The organism is Pedobacter jaeyakensis, from assembly GCF_054461315.1.
The window spans coordinates 1610178-1631322 of the sequence record NZ_CM136921.1; the positions used below are offsets into that span (position 1 = coordinate 1610178).

Here is a 21145-nt window from a genome sequence, read left to right on the forward strand (position 1 = left end):
TATTAATGAAGTTATTAGAAGGAAAAACAGCACTTATTACTGGTGCATCTAAAGGAATAGGGCGTAAAATTGCGGAGAAGTTTGCAGAACAAGGTGCAAATGTTGCTTTTACCTATCTTTCATCAGTAGAGAAAGGCGAGGCACTTGTAGCAGAACTGGAAAGCTATGGCACTAAAATAAAAGGTTATCGTTCAGACGCCTCTAAATTTGATGAGGCAGAGCAACTGATCAATACCATTGTTGCTGATTTTGGGGCATTGGATATCGTTGTAAACAATGCGGGCATTACTAAAGATGGTCTGTTGATGCGTATGAGCGAGGATCAGTGGGATGATGTGATCAATGTAAACCTGAAATCAGTATTTAATGTCTGTAAAGCCGCTTCAAAAGTGATGATGAAGGCACGTAAAGGTTCTATCATCAACATGAGCTCTGTAGTAGGTGTTCAGGGGAATGCCGGACAAGCAAACTATGCTGCTTCTAAGGCAGGTATTATTGGATTTTCTAAATCCTTAGCTAAAGAGCTTGGGTCAAGAAATATACGTACCAATGTAGTTGCTCCTGGTTTTATCCGTACAGAGATGACTGACGTTTTGGACCCAAAAGTGGTGAAAGGATGGGAGGACGGAATACCATTGAAAAGGGCAGGCGAAACGGAGGATGTAGCAAACGTTTGCTTATTTCTAGCCTCCGAAATGAGCGCTTACGTAACAGGACAAGTGCTGTCGGTTTGTGGCGGTATGTTGTAGATGGGCGATTCCTTTACATTTTACACTTTTTTAGCGTTATGTGGCTGTACCTTTGCAGGTTTACTGTTCGCATGGATACTTTATAGTAAGACGACGCATTTAAGTAAAAATGTAAGATTTGCACTGGCGGCAGGAAGGGCGTTAATCATAACCATCATTTCCTTCCTGCTTTTTTTTCCGCTGCTTCGCAGCGTGTCCTACCAATTAGAAAAGCCTATTGTTGTTATTGGCCAGGATAACTCCATATCCGCAGGGCATATTGAACCTGCAGGGTTTAACAAAAGCAAATACGAGAAAGATCTGCAGCAGCTGGCTGACCGTTTATCGGAAAAATACGAAGTCCGTCGCTACAGTTTCAGCGATAGCGTTAAGTCAGGATTTGATTTTTCTTATAAAGGAAAGATCACCAATGCTTCTAAATTAATAGGCAGGCTTAATGATGAATTGCTCAATAGAAATGTCGGGGCAGTTATTTTAGCTACAGACGGTATATTTAACCGGGGTGGAAGCGTTCTCTACGATGTTAGCAAACTAAAGGCCCCTATATATACCATAGCCCTTGGTGATACAATTCCTAAAAAAGACCTGATCATTGCGAATGTGAACAGTAATGAAATTGTTTACCTCGATAATGAATTTACACTTGACGTTCAGGTACAGGCTTTTGAGAGTAATGGCGCAGCTAGCAAACTGACAGCATATGAAAATGGAAAGGAAGTAGCTACCGCCCCAGTGCAGATTACTTCAAATGCCTTTGTTAAAAATGTACAGTTAAAGCTTAAAGCTTCCAGGCTGGGTTTACAACGCTATACCATTTCACTTGGTTCATTACCTAACGAGATATCAGTGACTAACAATGTCCAACACATCTTTGTAGACGTGATTGATGCGAAGCAAAAGGTTCTGATTGCCGCTGCGGCACCTCACCCTGATGTTGCTGTTCTTAAAGAGGCAATTGCAGCCAATCAGCATTATGAGGTTAAAGTAATGATTGGCGATGAGCTCAATGCGGTTAACTTAAAGGATTACGGTATGGTAATCCTATATCAGCTTCCATCAGTTGATAACACAGCACAAGCCTTTCTCAGTCGGGTAAAGCAGTCCAATATTTCTACCTGGTATGTGTTAGGTGCTCAGAGCAATCTTCCAGCATTTAATCAAATGCAGAAGGGTATAAGCTATGCTGGGAATATTAGTGCATTGCAAGAAGTTTATTCCGATGCCAATCCTAATTTTACCGCATTTGGTATCGATGCCGCATCTTCGAAGATTTTGGAGAACTTTGACCCCCTATTAGCCCCTTTTGGTAGCATAACCGTAAATGGCAATGCAACCATTGCCCTCAATCAACGTATTGGTAAAATAAAAACGCAATATCCGCAACTTATTTTTACTACCGACGACGGTAAAAAGACGGAATATTTGATAGGAGAGGGGATCTGGAGATGGAAGCTTTCTGAGGCATTGGATAATATAGAAGAAACAGTAGTTGGTGGTTTGATCAGTAAATCTGTGCAGTACCTCTCTTTAAAAGATGATAAGCGGAAATTCAAAGTTTATACCGCGAAGAATGCTTTTGATGAGAATGAAGCCGTATTGGTCAACGCTGCACTTTATAATGATAGTTATATGCCTGTAAATACTCCAGATGTTAGCATACAGGTGAAAAATGAAAAGGGCAAGTCTTACAATTATTTGTTCTCCAGGACAGAATCTGGTTACCAGCTTAACGCCGGATCTTTACCTCCGGGAAGGTATAATTATACCGCAGCAACCAGGTTGGGGGGCAAAGCTTACAGCGCAACCGGATTATTTTACATCAACAATATCGTCGAGGAATATCAGCAAACCATTGCTAACCACGAGTTGTTAGGAAATCTATCTGCCCAAACTAACGGTAAAATGTATATGCCAAATTCTCTTTCCAAAATTTATGAGGAGATTATCAACAACGAGAATGTCAAAACGCTGAGCTACGAAGACCGAAAATATGAAGAGCTTATCAACTACAAGTGGCTATTTGCGTTAATCATGGTTTTGTTAAGTTCGGAATGGTTTTTAAGGAAAAGAAATGGAGAAGTTTAATCCTTTTTATCTTCGTGGATAATTACGAAAACATCTTCATTATCCTTTTTCATGAAATACTTTTCCCGGGCAAACTTCTCTGCGGTGTTTAGATTGGTATTGAGCTCATTCAAGTCTTTTTTAACCTGGGCAATCTCTTTAACATAAAAGTCTTTCTCTTCCTGAAGTTTGCTTACTTCAGATTTAAATTCGTACTGGGCAAGAAAGTCGTTCTTGTCAAAAAATAACATCCATACCACAAATGCGATCACAGATAGGAAGTACTTATTTTTTATCAGTTCCAGTAAACGGTTCATGTAAACAAATATATCTTTTATTGGAATCAATACCAAAATAAAACAAAAAAGCCAGCACTGTTAAAGGTGCTGGCTCAAGATCAAATCATGATCGAACTATTTTTTTGTGTATTTGAAATCTTTACCTATAAAACGTGCAGAAGCACCCAATTCTTCTTCAATGCGAAGTAATTGATTGTATTTTGCTATCCTGTCAGAGCGAGAAGCTGAACCCGTTTTAATTTGTCCGCAGTTTAATGCAACAGCAAGGTCGGCGATAGTTACATCTTCTGTTTCTCCAGAACGGTGACTCATTACTGAAGTATAGCCATTAGTTTGTGCTAAAGTAACGGCATTGATGGTTTCAGTTAGAGAACCAATTTGGTTAACTTTTACCAAGATAGAATTAGCGGTTTTTTCGTCAATACCTCTTTGCAACCTCTTTACATTGGTCACAAACAAATCATCACCAACCAACTGTACTTTGTCACCTACTCTGTCTGTCAGCATTTTCCAACCTGCCCAGTCATCTTCGCCCATACCATCTTCAATAGAAATGATAGGATATTTTTCAGTTAGAGAGGCTAGATATTCAGCTTGCTCTGCACTGCTGCGGATTGCACCTTTATCGCCTTCAAATTTAGTATAATCGTATTTACCGTCTTTGTAGAATTCAGAAGCCGCACAATCAAAAGCAAGGCAGATTTGCTCGCCCGGTTTGTAGCCAGCTTTTTCAATTGCTTGAAGTATAGTTTCTACAGCATCTTCAGTACCATCGAACGTTGGTGCAAAACCACCTTCATCACCTACAGCAGTAGAAAGACCTCTATCGTGCAATATCGCTTTTAAGTTATGGAATACCTCAGTTCCCCAACGTAAAGCCTCAGAGAAAGAAGAAGCGCCAACAGGCATGATCATAAACTCCTGAAATGCGATAGGTGCATCAGAGTGAGATCCACCGTTAACGATGTTCATCATTGGAATAGGCAATGTATTTGCATTGACGCCTCCAATATAGCGGTATAATGGTTGGCGGCTTTCCTGTGCGGCAGCTTTAGCAACAGCTAAAGAAACACCTAAAATTGCGTTAGCACCAAGGTTTCCTTTGTTTTCTGTACCATCAAGCTTAATCAATAAGCTGTCAATCGCAGTCTGTTCAAATACATCAATACCTTTTAATTCATCAGCAATTTTATCATTTACATTTGCTACAGCTTTTAAAACGCCTTTACCTAAGTAAACTTTTTTATCGCCATCCCTTAGCTCTACAGCTTCGTGTACGCCGGTTGAAGCACCAGAAGGTACTGCTGCACGACCAAGAACACCATTTTCTGTAATTACATCTACCTCAATAGTAGGATTGCCACGGGAGTCAAGTATTTGCCGTGCATGAACATCGATTATTAAACTCATTTTTTATTTATATTTTGTTTTACGTAAGCCTTAGTGTATAATGTACAATTACTAAGGCAATACCCAAAGTTATAATAATTTTTAAATACGAGCCTATTCCCACTTAAAAACTTTTACCGCTACTGCATAAATACCTATGCCCCAAATAATCATGATCAAAATCTGCTGCTTTACATCCCATAGTCCAGCACCCTCAAAAGCTACTTTTCTCATGGCATCATTTAGGTAAGTAAGGGGTAAAGCCCTGCTAATTGGCTGTAGCCAGGTGGGAAAAGCGTCGATAGAAAAAAATGTTCCGGACAGCAAAAACTGCGGCAGGGTTATGATGTTAGAAATAGGCGGAATAGTGCTTTCGCTCTTGGCTATCCCGGATACCACAAAGCCGAAACCCATGAAAACAATCAGACCTATTAATGCCAGTAAGAGCATATTTATCACTGTAATTGCTCCATGTATCAGCGTAAATTTAAAAAGGAAGTGCCCAACCAGAATGATAAAAACTGCACCTAACAATGCAAAACCAATGCGCGCTATGCCCTCTCCAAAAACAATGCTCGATCTGCTTACCGGTGTAGCAAAGAAACGTTTGATCACGAGATTTTGACGCAGACTAAAGAATACGAACGCTGTACCAAATACACCCGTACTCAGCAAAGAAAAGCCCAGTTGTCCCGGGAGGATAAAATCAATTGTCCGGTAGGTTCTTCCGGTCACCATAGTTTCCGACAACTGTGCCACACTGGGTTTTATGTCCCTTGTATTCAAAGTGTATAATAAGTTGTTCAAAACCGACTTGAGGATATTTCCTTTATCTCTAGAAGCAGAAGTGTATTTCACGTTGACCAGGTATGCTGGTGTACCCGCTACATTCTTCTGTATGTCTAATAACGCATCATAATTTCCTTTTTCTAATGCTGCGTTTATTTCTTCTGTGGTTTTGTTTTTTATTAAACGGACCACACTGATGTGTTCAAGCGCTTTAATTACCGGGTTTTGCGTGTCTGATTTTGGCGAAACCGCCAGATCTATCTTCACACCACCACCTCCAAGGAAACCGAATACAAGAATAAAGATCAAAGGGAAGGCCAGCGTAAATACGACCGCAGAAGGGCTGCGCATTATAGAACGGAAACTTGCTTTGGCAAGTGCCAATGTGGCGTTAAGGTTACTGTAAGGTTTGTTCATCTGTTGTGTTAGTTATCGGCTCGCCATTCCTTGCCTGTAAGGTTTATAAAAACATCTTCAAGATTGGCTTTCTTCACTTCTTTTTTTCTTTCGAAACCACTGTTTACCAAGTTGTCTATCAAGGCATCAGGTGTATCTAAAACAATAATTTCACCGTGCTCCACAAATGCAACCCTATCGCAAAGCTGCTCTGCTTCATCCATATAATGTGTAGTAATTACAACTGTGGTACCGTTGCTACGTATCTCATTTATCAGGTCCCAAAGGTTGCGGCGAGCCTGAGGATCAAGGCCTGTAGTTGGCTCGTCAAGAAAAATAATTTTAGGAGAATTAATTAATGTTGTTGCGATAGAGAAGCGTTGCTTTTGCCCGCCTGAAAGCGCTCTATATTTTGCTTTTGCTTTATCCTGTAAATTTACTTTACCCAGCATTTCCATAGGATCGATCTTTACATCATATAAGCCTGAAAAAAGTTCCAAAAGCTCAACAAGGTTCAAGTTTGGATAATATCCAGCTGCCTGAAGCTGCACACCAATTATTCGTTTAATCTTGTTCGCGTCCTGATCTACTGAGTGCCCATCAACGAAAACTTCACCTGCGGTCTTTTCCCTTAATGTTTCTATGATTTCCAGCGTAGTGGTTTTACCGGCACCATTGGGGCCTAGCAGACCAAAAATTTCATTTTCGTAAACATCAAAGCTGATGCCCTTTACGGCAACAAAATCATCATATTTCTTTACCAGGTTTTTTACACTGATGATGGCCTCTTTCTTCTCCATATAATAAATGTAGCTAGGTTTTAAACAAAAAGAAGTAACCGTAGTTACTTCCTTTTAAAAATGTCGGTAGAATGATGTTTTTAGTAGGTAAAAGACCTGTTACCAGGTCAATTCACCCTCAATCATGTCAACGAAATCGTCAAACAGATATCTGGAATCATGTGGACCTGGTGATGATTCTGGGTGGTACTGCACAGAAAATGCTTTTTTACCCTTTACACGAATACCTTCAATCGATTGGTCGTTCAAGTTAATGTGGGTAATTTCAACCTTATCAGATTTCCTAACCTCGTCAGGAACAACACCAAAACCATGATTTTGCGAAGTTACCTCACAATGATTTTTGATTATATTTTTTACCGGGTGATTTAAACCCCTGTGCCCGTTAAACATTTTCATGGTACCAATTCCATTCGCTTCTGCAAGTAATTGATGACCAAGGCAAATTCCAAAAAGTGGTTTATCTGCCGCTAAAATTTCTTTTACGGTGTCTATCGCATAAGGCATTGCCGCCGGGTCACCGGGGCCATTAGAGATAAAATAGCCGTCTGCACCCCAACTGTCCATTTCTGCAAATGTAGTTTTAGCGGGGAAAACCTGAATATATATATCCCTATGATCAAAATTTCTTAATATATTTTTCTTAATACCCAGATCAAGCGCGGCAACCTTAATCGGCGCCTCTGGAGAACCATAAAAATAAGAATCCTTAGTAGATACCTGAGAAGACAACTCTAAACCGTCCATTGAAGGTACTTCAGCAAGTTTAGCTTTAAGCTCATCAATATCGGTAATTTCTGAAGAGATAATTCCATTCATTGCTCCTTTATTCCTGATGTGACGTACCAATGAACGGGTATCAATGTCAGAAATACCTACAATATTTTCATTCTGAAAATAGTCCTGAATAGATTCAGAAGCTTCCTTACGGCTGAACCCAATATTGTAGTTTTTACAAACCAAGCCAGAAATTTTAATGCTATCAGACTCGATTTCATCTTTATGGATACCATAATTCCCGATGTGGGCATTGGTAGTTACCATAATCTGTCCAAAATAAGAAGGATCAGTAAAGATTTCCTGATAACCGGTCATTCCTGTGTTAAAGCAAATCTCTCCAGTTGTTGTACCAATTTTTCCGGCAGCTTTACCATAATAAACGGTGCCGTCAGCGAGCAGCAAAATTGCAGGTAACTTTGTGTAATTAGTCATGCGGATTATTAAAATGAAAATTTTTGATGAAGGAAAATGAGGAAAATGGAAGTTTATATCCGACTTTGATGTCGCTTTCGTAATTAACAAATGTGCTGTTAAATAACCCCTTCATTTCGGAGTACAAAGATACGTGTTTGCAGCTTTATATCAAGGCCTTTTTTAAAACAATAAAACTATCTTTATTTCAGTTGTAAAAAGTAATTTTGCTCCAACAAAACGAAATGCCATGTCTGTAAACAAAGAAGTAAAGCGCATCACCACTCATATTCTTCAAGAAATGAAGCATAGCGGAGAGAAAATAGCGATGTTAACAGCATACGATTACTCTATGGCCACTATCCTGGACGACGCAGGCCTGGATGTTTTGCTCGTTGGTGATTCTGCATCCAACGTGATGGCCGGTCATGAAACTACCTTGCCAATCACGCTTGATCAAATGATTTACCATGCGCAGGGCGTAGTTAGAGGAGCAGCCAGAGCATTTGTTGTGGTAGATTTACCTTTCGGTTCTTATCAGGGCAATTCAAAAGAAGCTCTTAATTCTGCTATCAGGATTATGAAGGAATCTGGCGCACATGGTGTGAAATTGGAAGGCGGAACCGAGGTAGCAGAATCTATTTCACGCATCATTACTGCGGGCATACCAGTGATGGGCCATCTGGGTTTAACCCCACAATCAATTTATAAATTTGGCACCTACACGGTAAGGGCTAAAGACGAAGCGGAAGCCGAGAAACTGAAAATAGATGCACTTGCTTTACAAGAAGCCGGCTGTTTTGGTATTGTATTGGAGAAAATCCCCGCCAGATTAGCTAAAGAGGTTTCTGAAAGCCTTTCCATCCCTACAATTGGTATAGGAGCAGGGCCAGATTGCGACGGACAAGTTTTGGTAGTTAATGATATGATTGGCTTAACCAAAGGCTTTAAGCCAAGATTTTTACGTCAGTATTTAGATCTTTATGAAGGCATCTCGGGTGCAGCAAAATCTTACATCAGCGATGTTAAATCCAAAGATTTTCCAAATGCAAAAGAACAATACTAATGCCTGTTACCGATAAGGATATTTTATACGAAGACAATCATCTCATTGCTGTTAACAAAAAAGCCGGCGATATAGTGCAGGTTGATGAAACAGGGGATGAGCCGCTGGATGAGCAGGTTAAAAAATATCTGGCTAAAAAATATAACAAACCCAATAGTGCATTTTTAGGTGTAGTACACCGCTTAGACAGACCTGTTAGCGGTGTTATTTTGTTTGCAAAGACCAGCAAGGCACTAGAAAGAATGAACGCCATGTTTAAAAACAGGGAGGTTAAAAAGACTTATTGGGCAGTGGTAAGAAACAAACCATCACAAATGTCGGGTACTTTGGTACATTGGTTGGTAAAGAATCCTCAAAAAAATGTGGTAACTTATTACAAAACTGAGGTTCAGGGTAGTCAGCGTGCCGAACTAAGTTTTAGGGTGATCACTGAGTTGAACGACTACTATTTAATTGAAGTAGATCCGTTAACTGGTCGTTCTCATCAAATCCGCGTACAGTTGTCCTCTTTAGGGAGTCCGATCGTTGGAGATAATAAATACGGCTATCCCCGCGGGAGCAGAAAGGGCAGCATTTGCCTGCATGCAAGAAGACTGCAATTCATGCATCCCGTTAAAAAAGAACCAGTTAATATTTTCGCTAGACTGCCGATAGACGGTTTTTGGGAAAAATTTGAAAACTGTTAAGTTACTTACAATCTGTTTTTTCGAAAACTAAACCATTGTCAAACTTAAGCGCAGCTCTGTTTTTAAAAACTGTTTTCACACCTTTTTGTTCAACATCGCCAAAACCTTCTATCAGTTGCCCACCTTTATGAAGAAATACGATTTCGCGAACAGAACGCATGCCTTCCGAGTCGAATGTATATTCGGCAATAATGGTGTCGCCCTTCAATTCACCTGCTATTTTACCTTTGTTGCTATCTTTTTCAAATAATTTATAGCTCAAATCTCCAGTAACTTCTTCACCAGCTATTTGTAAGTTTAAGTATGCGGTATCTCTATTTTTTATGTAGGCATAACAATTACCAAGCTCCTGGTCATTCGAAACCACTGCTGTCGTATCCTTACTAGTTTTAGCAACGGTATCTGTTTGTTGTCCGGCTTTTTTATCGTTTGTACATGAACTTATACAAAACACAGCTACTACTGCGAAAATTGGCACGATAAATCTGAATCTCTTTATATTTTTCATACAATGCGGATAGCAATTGTTTTGCCAAAATATATGTACTCTATTTACCTTCTTCTGGATGAATAAGCTAGTGCTTCTTAATTACAAGTTAAAAAACCAGGATTTAAAGCGGATTTTATAGGGATTTGATTCGGATAAAACAGGAATTTTGTCCCTGCTAAGTCCCTGTTAACTCCCTGTTATCTCCCTGTTAGGTCCCTGTTTCTTAAAAAGAAAATCCGAACTTTTCCAGATGCTGTTAGCATTCCTCTAGTTCGGGTTTTCATATTTGAATATTTTGATACTATTTCATTTTCGCACCAAGCGCATATTTGATTCCGCCTAACAAATGATTCAGGTAAAGTGGATCTGCGTAAGATTCCTCAACGTGACCTAGTTCTGTGTAAAAAGCGCGACCGCCATCATAATTATGATACCAGGCCATAGGGTGTGTAGCGCCATTTATTCCTCCTGTGTAGCTGGTTTCATCGATAGTGATCAGCACGTTAAGGTCTGGAGCTATATTCTTGAAATTATACCATTCATCTTTTCTGCTCCAAACTGCAGGAAGATGTTTTGTAGCAATTGTTGTACGATCTACCACGTTGAGCGTTGCAGTTTGCTGCGCGGGATGGCTTACAAAATAAGCACCAACTAACTTGCCGTACCACGCCCAATCATATTCTGTGTCAGTTGCGGAATGTACGCCAACAAAACCATTTCCAGATTTGATATATTGCTCAAAAGCGGTTTGTTCTTCATTGTTCAATGCATCCCCAGTCGTATTTAAAAAAATAACTGCTTTGTATTTTTTTAGGTTTGCGGTGTTAAAGTTGCTTGCATCTCTCGTTGTATCCACCGCAAATTTATTTTCAGCCCCTAGTTTTTGAATGGCAGCCATACCCACGTCAATAGACGAGTGATGGAAACCTGCAGTTTTAGAAAATACAAGTACACGATTCTTTTGTGCCGAAACAAGGTTGCTCATTAAGATCATGGCAACCACAAAGGCGCCAAATAATTTTTTAGTATTCATTGTTATGTGTTTATAGGGGAATAAATATAGTGGTAATCTATTGCATTTTTACAACTAGTCCGCCATAAAAACTTCTGGTTGCGGCTGCATTGAAGTATCTGGCGCCAACTGCATTAAGATCGTTACCTAAGCTGTACTTCTGGTTCAGCAAATTGTCGGCCCCGGCAAACAATTCTAAGGGCAACTTGCCTAATCTCAGATCCTTAATGCCAATTTTTGCCTGCATCAGGTGGTATTTTCTAGCATACACCGTATTTGCATCGTTTAATGGTATGCTAGACGTATAGTTGTGCTGTAAAAACGCATAGATCGACTTTGGTAAATGTATTTCAGCGTTGCTGACAATTGCTGCTTTAGGCACACCCGTTAGCCTATTGCCGGAGTAATTGTCTGTATTGTTCAGGTAATCCTCAAATTTGAACCGACTTAAAGTATAGCTGTTTCTTAATTGAAGGCCGCGGATTAATCCTGTCTGCTTTTCCGTTATAAGCCAAAAAGAAAGAGATGTTTCCAGTCCCAATTGTTTAGTGCCACCTGCATTTACAAAAAACTCTGTCACGTTTTGATCTACTCGCCTTACGATGGCATTGTTTAAATGGTAATAAAAACCGGTTAGGTCGGCATACAATCTGTTGTCAATGGCTTGCAGGCGTACGCCTGTTTCGTAATTCCAGCCATATTCTGGCTGTAAATCTACATTGATCACATTGTTAGATGCCCTGACTTCTGCCAGGGTTGGAGGGGAATAACCCTTGCTTATAGAGCCTCTTAAAGATAGATCTTTAGTTAAAAGATAAGATAATGCCAGGCGTGGCATAAACTGATTGCTGAACTTCTTGGTTTGCTTGGCAATTGCAATTGGCGCCAGGCTTTCGTAATTGTAACTATATAAGTTGGAACTTGCGGAGAGTTCTATTAGTAATTTTGAAGCTATATCTGCGCTTAGGTGTACAAATGCAAAGTTCGATTTCGCCTTTAGTTTATCTGACGCTTGGATTGCGCCAGTTGTGCCGAAGTTGTTGTCGAAGTTCTGAAAGTCTGTAGCGGTCTGCATGCTTTCCAATCCTACATTGAGTTTCCAATTCGCAAATTGAGCATTGTTGGTATATTCCAAATAGGAGCGGAGGCCGATGGTAGATTCCTTACGCTTCTCGTAATTGGTGATGAACGGGTTCTTGAAATTTGTGTGTGAAGAAAATACAGAGATCACATGATTGAAATGTTGACTGATGTTCCAGGTATTGGATATGCCTCCATACAGGGTGTTGCTAAAAATACCTGCTTGCTGCTCTATGGCACTCTTTGTAGCGGGGGTTGCTGGTCGCGATGCTCTTGGATTGGCTAAAAATTGCGCGGCATTTAACCCGCCAGGTGTGTCATAGTGAAGGTCAGAATAAAATACTATGGCTTTTAAACTGGCATTTTTTGCATAATCTAACTTTTGGAGCAATTGGAAATATTTGCGGTCCATTGCGCTATGATCGCGATAGCCATCGCTCCGCTGGTAAGCTTGTGTCAGTTCAAAGCTGTATTTACTGAACTGCTGCTTAAGCATTGCGGTTTGATGGAACATCCCGAATGAACCTCCTTCTAGTTTTAATTGTGCAGTGGTACTATCAGCCCTGCTTTGCGGTTGGATTAAGATTACGCCGCCAGAGTTGGCGCCGTATATGCTGCCATGCGGACCTTTAAGTATTTGTATTTGGTTTGCGCCTGCCACGTCAAGCGCATTTAAATAACTATTGCCTCCTGCATCGGTCAATGGGAAATCGTCAAAATAGATTTTTACATTCCTGATGCCAAACGGGGACCTGAGCAAACTCCCTCTAATTGATAACCGGTAACTGCCAGGCGAGCGTTCTTCCATGCGAACGCCAGAAACGGTATTTACCGCACTTACCAACGAGTTGGAAGGTTGCTTGTCTAATGCTGCCTGATCAATTAATCCGATGCTTCCGGTAGAACGAAGTAGTGGCTGACTGGAAAAATAAGGCTTTATGATCACTTCATTTAAGTGTTTTGTGGTATCTGATTTAGTTTGTGCAAAGCTTAAGGAACAGCTGATGGCCAGTAAAGTGGTAAAGATTATTTTCATCGATAACAAAGCTATAGTTTAGACAGACTAATCGTTAAGATGTATTACCATATTTACGTTAATATGTTTTCGTTATATAGCAGGTTGACAACAAAATCCTATCTTTAGGCGATTTTAACGGGAGCATGTTTGTTAAAAACAATCTGCTTTTATTTTCATTTATATAATTGTATTTATAAACAACATGTCGAACAAAGCAAAAATTATCTATACTAAAACAGATGAAGCGCCAATGTTGGCAACCTACTCATTGCTGCCAATTGTACAAGCTTTTACCGCCTCAGCAGGCATTGATGTAGAAACCAGAGATATTTCTTTAGCGGGAAGGATTTTAGCGAATTTCCCAGAATTTCTAAAAGATGATCAGAAAGTTGGCGATGCATTGACTGAGCTTGGGAAGCTTGCTACTACACCTGAGGCCAATATCATTAAGTTGCCGAATATTTCTGCTTCTATTCCTCAGTTGGTTGGTGCAATTACAGAGCTGCAATCGCAAGGTTATGCCATTCCCGATTATCCGGATAATGCGCAAACAGATGACGAGAAAGCAATTAAAGCCAAATATGCGAAGGTATTGGGATCTGCGGTTAATCCAGTTCTACGTGAAGGTAATTCAGATAGAAGGGCGCCTAAAGCAGTAAAAAATTATGCGAAAGCTAACCCTCATTCTATGGGTAAGTGGTCGGCAGATTCTAAAACCCGGGTGGCCAGTATGAGTACTGGTGATTTTTATGGTTCAGAAAAGTCTGTTACCCTTGCAGAGGCAAGTCAGTTTAAAATAGAGTTTGTTGACGGAAGCGGAGCGGTTACCGAATTAAAGGGTCTTGGTTCGTTAAAGGCAGGAGAAGTTATTGATAGTTCGGTATTAAGTATCTCTGCTTTAAAATCCTTCGTTGCAGAAGCTATTGCAGAAGCGAAGGCGGCCGGGGTGTTGCTTTCTGCTCACCTAAAGGCGACGATGATGAAAGTCTCAGATCCTATTATTTTTGGCGCCATCGTTGAAGTTTATTTTGCAGATGTGTTTGCTAAATATGATGAGCTTTTTAAAGCACTTCATGTAGATACTCGCAATGGATTGGGTGATGTTTACGCGAAGATTGCCGGGAATATACAAGAAGCAGAGGTAAAGGCTGCGATAGAAGAGGCAATTGCAAACGGACCCGCATTGGCGATGGTAAATTCTGATAAGGGTATCACTAACCTGCATGTACCTTCTGATGTGATTGTTGATGCTTCGATGCCGGCAATGATCCGTACTTCGGGTCAAATGTGGAATAAAGACAACAAGTTAGCGGATACGATTGCCATTATTCCTGATCGTTCCTATGCTGGTGTTTACACTGCAACGATTGAAGACTGTAAGATAAATGGCGCCTTTGATGTGACCACAATGGGTTCTGTGCCAAATGTTGGTTTGATGGCTCAGAAAGCTGAAGAATATGGGTCGCATGATAAAACTTTCCAGGCAACTGCAAAAGGAACAATCCGCGTAATTGATGCTGAAGGTAAGTTGTTTTTTGATCAGCAGGTTGAAAGCGGCGATATCTTCCGCATGTGCCAGACCAAGGATGCACCTATACAAGATTGGGTTAAATTAGCCGTGAACAGGGCGCGTTTATCAGCTACACCTGCTGTCTTTTGGTTAGATAGCCATAGAGCACATGACAGGCAGATTATTGAAAAAGTAAATAACTATTTGTCGCACTTGGATACAAAAGGCTTAGATATCCGAATTTTATCGCCAGTTGAGGCCACTAAATTTACATTAGCCCGGATCCGTAAAGGTGAGGATACGATTTCAGTAACAGGTAACGTATTGCGTGACTATTTAACAGATTTATTCCCAATTCTTGAACTTGGGACCTCTGCTAAAATGTTGTCTATTGTGCCGCTAATGAATGGTGGTGGATTGTTTGAAACCGGGGCTGGTGGATCTGCTCCTAAACATATTGAGCAATTCTTAGAAGAGGGATATTTGCGTTGGGATTCATTGGGTGAATTTTTGGCACTGGCTGTTTCTTTAGAACACCTTGGCCAGACACAAAATAATCCTAAAGCTTTGGTCCTTGCAGAAACTTTAGACCTTGCAACTGAAAAGTTTCTGGCAAATGATAAATCCCCTGCCAGAAAAGTAGGGCAGATAGATAATCGTGGTTCACATTTTTACCTCGCTATGTATTGGGCAGAAGGTTTGGCCGCACAAGATAAGGATGCAGAATTGAAAGCAAGGTTTACGCCTTTAGCTAAAGCCTTTACTGAACAGGAAGCAGAAATTGTTGGAGAGCTGATTGGTGCTCAAGGTAAGCCTCAGGATATTGGAGGTTATTATCATCCAAGTGATGACTTGGCGTTTAAAGCCATGCGTCCAAGTGAGACTTTAAATGCAGCACTTGCATCACTATAATATTTCTTAAGAAAAGTGGTAAGCCCGTTTGCATTTGCAGACGGGCTTTTTGATTTATATGGCAAACAAATGCCGATTGGATAACGTTATAGTTTTATAAATTATAATGTTATGAGCGCAAATGAAAATACGGTTTCAGGAGGTCAAGGTTCTTCTGATAGATTACATAATTCAGATTTAGGCGAAACCAAGGATTTCGATAATTTGTCTTTTGACAAGGATAAGAATACGTTTGAAGTGGATGTGAAAGGTCCTGATAAGGATTATGATCATCCGTTTCCTTACGAGACTCCTTCAGAAAATGGCGCCGATTTTAATTCAGATTATGATGAAGCCAATCCATATGTAGGCGATGAGTATGCTAAAAAGGAAGACCAGATAGAAGCCGGACTTGGCGATTTAGGTATGCACATTGATAACGGAGAAAGCATTGAGGTTGAACCAGAGGATGAGTTTCTGGCACGCACTCCTGAAGATGACCGGGATGATTTGGACGAGGAAGGTTACCCTGTAAATGACACTCCCGCTAAGTAAAAATTAATTGTTGATGTCAAGGTTAAAACGCCTTCGCATTTCTTCTAGCTTAGGATTCTTTTCCACCAGGTACTGATATTTTTCAGTACTGGTGTATAATCTGTTTACAGCTGCACGCGTTACTTGCTTGGCTTTAATACTGATATTAAAGTTTTTCAGTCGCGGCCGGATGTAATTCAACAAGTCAATCATTTCATCATGCAGTAATCCTTCCTGAAGCTTATGCTCTACATGAACCAAAATGACATCATCATCTTGCAACTGGGGCTCCGAGGTACTTAATAAGGTGTAAACGTTAATTTTCCCTTCTTCTTTTACCTTATTGGTATAGCTGTTCCAGCAATCCAGGAATTGTTCTATAGTGAAGGCTTCTTTAGCTTCGCCAATAATATATTTGGGCTCTTTATCATCTTCACCTGCGGCAGCTCTTGCCAAGTCAGTAAGTGATGGTATGAGCGTGCTTGCTTTATTTTGATCTGATAATGGGTTTAATGCAATGCGGTTGGTTGGAATGTTAATTTTGGCGGCAGCTATCGGAATAGCGCTATCTGTAATTTCCTCTTTTACTGTCTGTTCTGGTTTTTTTTCAGAAGCTATTTCTGTTTTAACTGATGGGGCTGACGTAATAGTTTGCGCAGCCGGCTCGACGTTTTCAGAACTTAGATTAGTTTTTTTTTTAATCTGATCTTCGTCAGTTGATGGGCTTGATTTATGCAGTTGTGCCAAGTTGAGTACCGAAGGGATATGGCACATTTTGATCAGCGTGAGCTCTACCTGTAGTCGTTGGTTTTTGCTGTTCTTATAATTGAGGTCGCACTGGTTAGCTAGGTTTAAGGCCGTTAATATAAATGATACCTGAGTAAGCTGACTTTGACTGATATACCGTTGTTTAATGTTTTCACTTACTTCGAGTAGCCGGGTAGTTTGAGGATCTTTGGCTACCAGCAAATTTCTAAGGTGCGCTGACAAGCCGTTTATAAAATTGTTGCCATCAAAACCATTGTTTAGAATATCATCAAATAATATTAGCGCTTGGCTGACATTGGTGCTGGTTAGAAAATCAGTCAGCTTAAAATAGTAATCGTAATCGAGTATATTTAGATTGGCGATTACGGACTTATAAGTCAGGTTTTTATTGGTATAGCTAACAATCTGATCAAACATGGAGAGCGCGTCCCTCAAGCCACCATCAGCCTTTTGAGCGATGATGTGCAAACCATCTTCTTCTACCAGAATCTGTTCGCGAACAGCGATCTTGTTCAGAAGCGTCGCAATATCGTCAACTTGAATTCTGTTGAAGTCGAAAATCTGGCAGCGGGAAAGAATGGTTGGCAGAATCTTATGCTTCTCAGTAGTGGCTAAAATAAAGATTGCGTAGGATGGCGGCTCTTCAAGTGTCTTTAAAAATGCATTGAATGCATTTGCCGATAGCATGTGCACCTCATCTATGATATAGATTTTATACTTACCTGCTTGTGGTGGAATCCGAACCTGGTCTATCAGGCTCCTGATATCATCCACTGAATTGTTGGACGCAGCATCCAGTTCATGAAAGTTAAACGAATGCCCGGTCTGGAAAGACATACAAGATTCACAAGTACCGCAAGCTTCCTGATCTGCCGTTAAATTAGTGCAGTTAATGGTTTTGGCTAGTATCCTTGCACAGGTTGTTTTACCTACACCCCGAGGGCCACAAAAAAGGAATGCTTGGGCAAGCTGATTATTTTTTATCGCATTTTTAAGTGTGCCTGTAATGTGCTGCTGACCAACAACGGTTTCAAACGTTGCCGGGCGGTACTTACGGGCTGATACGATAAAGTTTTCCATGCGACAACGAAATTATAAATTTTTTAGAGAGGTATATAGTATTGTTGGGAAATAATAAAGAAGGATTTTTTTTGGGGGACTGTTTGATTTGTCTGAAATAAAATTAATTTTGGGCAACCAAAGACAAACCAATAATATGAAACGCTTTCTCATCGGCTTATTTTTAGCCCTTCCTGTGCTGTCTGCTGCGCAGTCAAATTTCCAAAGAGGTTACATCGTTAACAACGCTAAAGATACTTTAGAGGGGTATATTGATTACAAACCTCAGCTGAATTCGATAACTAGCTTCACGTTTAAGCCTGGAGAAAATGGTGTGCTGCAGACGATGACGGTGGAGAATTGCAAAGCCTATGGGATCAAGGGTTACGGAAATTTTGAGCGTTTTACCTTAGCTGTTAGTCAGGGTTCTGCATCGACTGAGGCGACGGTGTTTTTAAAGGTACTTTTGAAAGGATTCAATGTTACTTTTTACAAATATAGAGATGATTTAAGAGAGCGGTTTTTTCTAAAGGGAAATGCCAGTGCCGATCCCTATGAATTAATAGCCGACAATGATCGTTATAAAGGGCAACTGCTGTTTGAAATGAGAAACTATAATAGTGGTACTCAATATTTTGAAAGTGACATGGAATCCGTTAAGTACAATGAGCAAGATCTTTCAAAAGTAATAGCCATGATGAACCGTGAGGTGGTGAGAGTTGCGAAGAAAAACACAAGACTTTTTGTTGGAGTTGGGGTAAGCAATACATCGCCGCGTTATACTGGTCAGCACCCGCTTTCAAGCGATGCTGCGGTTAGAACATCATCTTTAATGCCAAGTATATCAGTGGGTGCAGATTTATTTAATGGTGCTACCGCTGCTTTCTTTGTTTACAGAGCGGAACTTTCTTTGTTGATGGGAAAGGATTTGAAAATTGCAAATGGGGATATGGTTCATTCTTTTGATCACATGACGCTTTCATTTAACCCAAAGGTGTTGGCAAACGTATACAACCAGGAGAAGCTGAAGGTTTTTTTTGGGGTCGGTGCGATAGCAAACTATTCGAAATTCAACAACAATAAAGCTGGAAGAGTAGTGCCTGTATCCGGATCGGGAGATCAATTTATCGAAACAGAAGTTGCATTGAATAGCGCATCCATCGCGTATAATTTTAGTGCAGGGATACTCATCAATAAAAAAATAGAAGCTGGGGCTACCTATACTCCCGCGTATTCAGTATCAAACTACAACGCCTTCGATGTAAAGCTGAATATTTTGCAGGTTGGGCTTAAGTATCATTTCGGAAAATAATTGCGTATAGCGATTTTGATAACCTGCTATTTACTAATCATTAAACCTTTTGATTATTAGAAATTTATTGTTAGCTTTGCCCTCCCGTAATAAAAGTGCGGGATTAAATTAAAAAACAAATTAATAACAATGAATCAGTACGAAACTGTTATCGTTCTAACCCCGTTGTTATCAGAAGAAGTTGCTAAAGAAGCATTGGCGAAATTTAGCAAAATCATCACTGATAACGGAGCCGAAATTGTTCAAGAGGACAATTGGGGTTTGAGAAAATTAGCGTATCCGATTGAAAAAAAAGCAAGCGGATTTTTTCACCTTACAGAGTATAAATCTACAGGTGATGTAATTAGTAAATTGGAATTGGAGCTTAAACGCGATGAGCGTGTATTGCGTTTCCTTACCATTAGATTAGACCGTCATGCGGTTGCGTATAATGAAAAGAAGCGTAGCGGAGCTTTTAACAAGAAACCAAAACAGGAGGCTGCAGTATAATGGCAAAGGATCAAATACAATATGTTACCGCTCCAAAAGTGGACGATAACAGGAAGAAATATTGCCGTTTTAGAAAAAATGGTATTAAATACATTGATTACAAAGACGCAAACTTTTTGTTAAAATTCATCAATGATCAAGGTAAACTTTTACCTCGCCGTTTAACTGGTACTTCATTGAAATTTCAGCGTAAAGTGGCTCAAGCGGTTAAACGTGCACGCCACATTGGTTTGTTGCCTTTTGTTGCTGACCAATTAAAATAGGAACTGAGAGATGGAAATCATTTTAAAACAAGATATTAAATCCCTAGGGGAGAAAGACGATATCGTAAATGTAAAGCCAGGTTATGGTCGTAACTACTTAATCCCACAAGGATTTGGTCAGTTGGCAACTGTTTCTGCGAAAAAAGTTTTAGCAGAAAACTTAAAGCAAGCGGCTTTTAAACAAGATAAAATTAAGAAAGATGCAGAAGGCATTGCTGAACGTTTAGCGGAAGTTAAACTTTCAATTGGAGCTAAAGCAGGTGAATCAGGTAAGATTTTTGGTGCAGTGAATACCATTATGATTGCTGATGCATTGAAACAACAAGGTTTTGATGTTGACCGTCGCCGCATTACTTTCGAAACTGAACCTAAATTTGTTGGTGATTATGTTGCCAACTTAAACTTACACAAAGAAGTGAAAGTTAAAGTTCCTTTCGCAGTAGTTGCTGAGTAATCTTCATTAACTGAGATATAAAAGCGTTCAGATATTTCTGGGCGCTTTTTTTATACCCTTAGATTTGCAATTTGATTTGAGTTGCTCAATATCTATCTTTGGCCGATGGCAAAGCAGAAAAAGGTGGTTAGGAGCAATAAAAATCCCCGTTTAAAGAGAATCACTTCCGTTATTTCAAAGATTTTCCTGTGGTTTTTGATGGTTACCGTACTGTGGGTACTGGCCTATCGATTTGTAAACCCGCCCATCACTTTACTAATGATTCAGCGTAATATTGAACGCAGCTCAGATGATAAGCCATCCAAGATGAAGAAAGATTGGGTTGATTTTGAGGATATCTCAGACAATATGAAGAGGGCCGCTGTTTCTGCAGAAGATCAATTGTTTTTAAAACACCTGGGATTTGATGTTAAGGCGATTGAAAAAGCCTTCAAAACCAACAAGAAAGGGAAAAATATTAAAGGTGGAAGCACTATATCTCAGCAAACAGCTAAAAACGTTTTTTTATGGCCTGGAAGATCTTGGATTAGAAAAGGATTTGAGGCGTATTTTACGTTACTTATAGAGATACTGTGGAGTAAGGAAAGAATACTGGAGGTTTACCTCAATGTAATTGAGATGGGCGACGGGATTTACGGTGCAGAAGCTGCATCGCAAGAATACTTTGGTAAGTCGTGCAGCAAACTTACCCGTTCTCAGGCAGCTATTATAGCAGCATGCTTCCCTAATCCAAGGCGCTGGACCCCCCGAAAGCCTACGACTTACATCAAGCACAGACAATACCTGATCATGCGAAATATGCGCAGGTTAGGGCCTCTGGATTTTTAACCTAATGA

Annotated in this window: 20 protein-coding genes; 11 read left to right on the top strand and 9 right to left on the bottom strand. The window is 40.1% G+C overall.

The features are described from left to right. Window positions 1-5: 5 nt before the first annotated feature. Both fabG and ACXZ1K_RS07090 read left to right on the top strand, forming a co-directional pair. The gene (fabG, locus tag ACXZ1K_RS07085) at window positions 6-749 is read left to right on the top strand and encodes a 3-oxoacyl-[acyl-carrier-protein] reductase (protein ID WP_458972687.1); all 744 of its coding nucleotides are present in this window, start codon (window positions 6-8) and stop codon (window positions 747-749) included. Then, window positions 750-2834 (top strand): hypothetical protein, encoded by a 2085-nt coding sequence (locus ACXZ1K_RS07090; RefSeq protein WP_458972688.1) that lies wholly within the window; start codon window positions 750-752, stop codon window positions 2832-2834. On the opposite strand, the gene ACXZ1K_RS07095 is transcribed toward ACXZ1K_RS07090, so the two are convergent. The 5 genes from ACXZ1K_RS07095 to carA all read right to left on the bottom strand — a co-directional run bounded on the left by ACXZ1K_RS07095 (window position 2831) and on the right by carA (window position 7698). Continuing rightward, window positions 2831-3130 (bottom strand): FtsB family cell division protein, encoded by a 300-nt coding sequence (locus ACXZ1K_RS07095; RefSeq protein WP_458972689.1) that lies wholly within the window; start codon window positions 3128-3130, stop codon window positions 2831-2833. The two genes, ACXZ1K_RS07090 and ACXZ1K_RS07095, sit on opposite strands and share 4 nt — an antisense overlap. A gap of 96 nt (window positions 3131-3226) precedes the next feature. After that, window positions 3227-4522, bottom strand: coding sequence for a phosphopyruvate hydratase (gene eno / locus ACXZ1K_RS07100; protein ID WP_458972690.1), 1296 nt, complete (start codon window positions 4520-4522; stop codon window positions 3227-3229). A 93-nt stretch (window positions 4523-4615) separates the two neighbouring features. Further along, window positions 4616-5707, bottom strand: a complete 1092-nt coding sequence (locus ACXZ1K_RS07105) for an ABC transporter permease (RefSeq protein WP_458972691.1) — start codon at window positions 5705-5707, stop codon at window positions 4616-4618. 8 nt (window positions 5708-5715) lie between these two features. Next, window positions 5716-6486: an ABC transporter ATP-binding protein gene (locus ACXZ1K_RS07110; RefSeq protein ID WP_458972692.1), complete on the bottom strand. Its 771-nt coding sequence runs from the start codon at window positions 6484-6486 to the stop codon at window positions 5716-5718. A gap of 99 nt (window positions 6487-6585) precedes the next feature. Further along, window positions 6586-7698 (bottom strand): glutamine-hydrolyzing carbamoyl-phosphate synthase small subunit, encoded by a 1113-nt coding sequence (gene carA, locus ACXZ1K_RS07115; protein WP_458972693.1) that lies wholly within the window; start codon window positions 7696-7698, stop codon window positions 6586-6588. A gap of 229 nt (window positions 7699-7927) precedes the next feature. On the opposite strand from carA, the gene panB reads away from it, so the two are divergent. After that, window positions 7928-8743: a 3-methyl-2-oxobutanoate hydroxymethyltransferase gene (panB, locus tag ACXZ1K_RS07120; protein WP_458972694.1), complete on the top strand. Its 816-nt coding sequence runs from the start codon at window positions 7928-7930 to the stop codon at window positions 8741-8743. Continuing rightward, window positions 8743-9429, top strand: coding sequence for an RluA family pseudouridine synthase (locus ACXZ1K_RS07125; protein WP_458972695.1), 687 nt, complete (start codon window positions 8743-8745; stop codon window positions 9427-9429). The genes panB and ACXZ1K_RS07125 overlap by 1 nt, the downstream gene beginning before the upstream one ends. A 1-nt stretch (window position 9430) precedes the next feature. Here the strand turns inward: ACXZ1K_RS07125 and ACXZ1K_RS07130 are convergent, their stop codons facing one another. From ACXZ1K_RS07130 to ACXZ1K_RS07140, 3 genes are all read right to left on the bottom strand, one after another. Then, on the bottom strand, window positions 9431-9937 hold the full coding sequence (locus tag ACXZ1K_RS07130; RefSeq protein WP_458972696.1) for a hypothetical protein: 507 nt from the start codon (window positions 9935-9937) through the stop codon (window positions 9431-9433). A gap of 283 nt (window positions 9938-10220) precedes the next feature. Continuing rightward, the gene (locus ACXZ1K_RS07135) at window positions 10221-10952 is read right to left on the bottom strand and encodes a ThuA domain-containing protein (protein WP_458972697.1); all 732 of its coding nucleotides are present in this window, start codon (window positions 10950-10952) and stop codon (window positions 10221-10223) included. 37 nt (window positions 10953-10989) lie between these two features. Continuing rightward, the gene (locus ACXZ1K_RS07140; protein ID WP_458972698.1) at window positions 10990-13047 is read right to left on the bottom strand and encodes a TonB-dependent receptor; all 2058 of its coding nucleotides are present in this window, start codon (window positions 13045-13047) and stop codon (window positions 10990-10992) included. A 184-nt stretch (window positions 13048-13231) separates the two neighbouring features. Here ACXZ1K_RS07140 and ACXZ1K_RS07145 point away from each other — a divergent pair, with 184 nt between their 5' ends. After that, window positions 13232-15451, top strand: coding sequence for an NADP-dependent isocitrate dehydrogenase (locus ACXZ1K_RS07145; protein ID WP_458972699.1), 2220 nt, complete (start codon window positions 13232-13234; stop codon window positions 15449-15451). Window positions 15452-15562: 111 nt separating this feature from the next. Then, complete coding sequence (locus ACXZ1K_RS07150) at window positions 15563-15985, top strand: hypothetical protein (RefSeq protein WP_458972700.1); 423 nt, start codon at window positions 15563-15565, stop codon at window positions 15983-15985. Window positions 15986-15988: 3 nt separating this feature from the next. On the opposite strand, the gene ACXZ1K_RS07155 is transcribed toward ACXZ1K_RS07150, so the two are convergent. Continuing rightward, a complete protein-coding gene (locus ACXZ1K_RS07155) occupies window positions 15989-17812 on the bottom strand; it encodes a DNA polymerase III subunit gamma/tau (RefSeq protein WP_458972701.1) in 1824 nt (607 codons plus the stop codon). Window positions 17813-17948: 136 nt separating this feature from the next. Here ACXZ1K_RS07155 and ACXZ1K_RS07160 point away from each other — a divergent pair, with 136 nt between their 5' ends. The 5 genes from ACXZ1K_RS07160 (at window position 17949) to mtgA (ending at window position 21137) form a co-directional block, all read left to right on the top strand. After that, on the top strand, window positions 17949-19103 hold the full coding sequence (locus ACXZ1K_RS07160; protein ID WP_458972702.1) for a hypothetical protein: 1155 nt from the start codon (window positions 17949-17951) through the stop codon (window positions 19101-19103). Between the two features lie 129 nt (window positions 19104-19232). Beyond that, window positions 19233-19592: a 30S ribosomal protein S6 gene (gene rpsF, locus ACXZ1K_RS07165; RefSeq protein WP_458972703.1), complete on the top strand. Its 360-nt coding sequence runs from the start codon at window positions 19233-19235 to the stop codon at window positions 19590-19592. Continuing rightward, entirely contained in the window at window positions 19592-19855 is a 264-nt protein-coding gene (gene rpsR / locus ACXZ1K_RS07170) for a 30S ribosomal protein S18 (RefSeq protein WP_084291565.1), read from the top strand. Before rpsF ends, rpsR begins: the two co-directional genes overlap by 1 nt. Window positions 19856-19865: 10 nt before the next feature. Next, window positions 19866-20309, top strand: coding sequence for a 50S ribosomal protein L9 (gene rplI / locus ACXZ1K_RS07175; protein ID WP_458972704.1), 444 nt, complete (start codon window positions 19866-19868; stop codon window positions 20307-20309). Between the two features lie 105 nt (window positions 20310-20414). After that, window positions 20415-21137: a monofunctional biosynthetic peptidoglycan transglycosylase gene (gene mtgA, locus ACXZ1K_RS07180; RefSeq protein WP_458972705.1), complete on the top strand. Its 723-nt coding sequence runs from the start codon at window positions 20415-20417 to the stop codon at window positions 21135-21137. The last annotated feature ends 8 nt before the right edge of the window (window positions 21138-21145 follow it).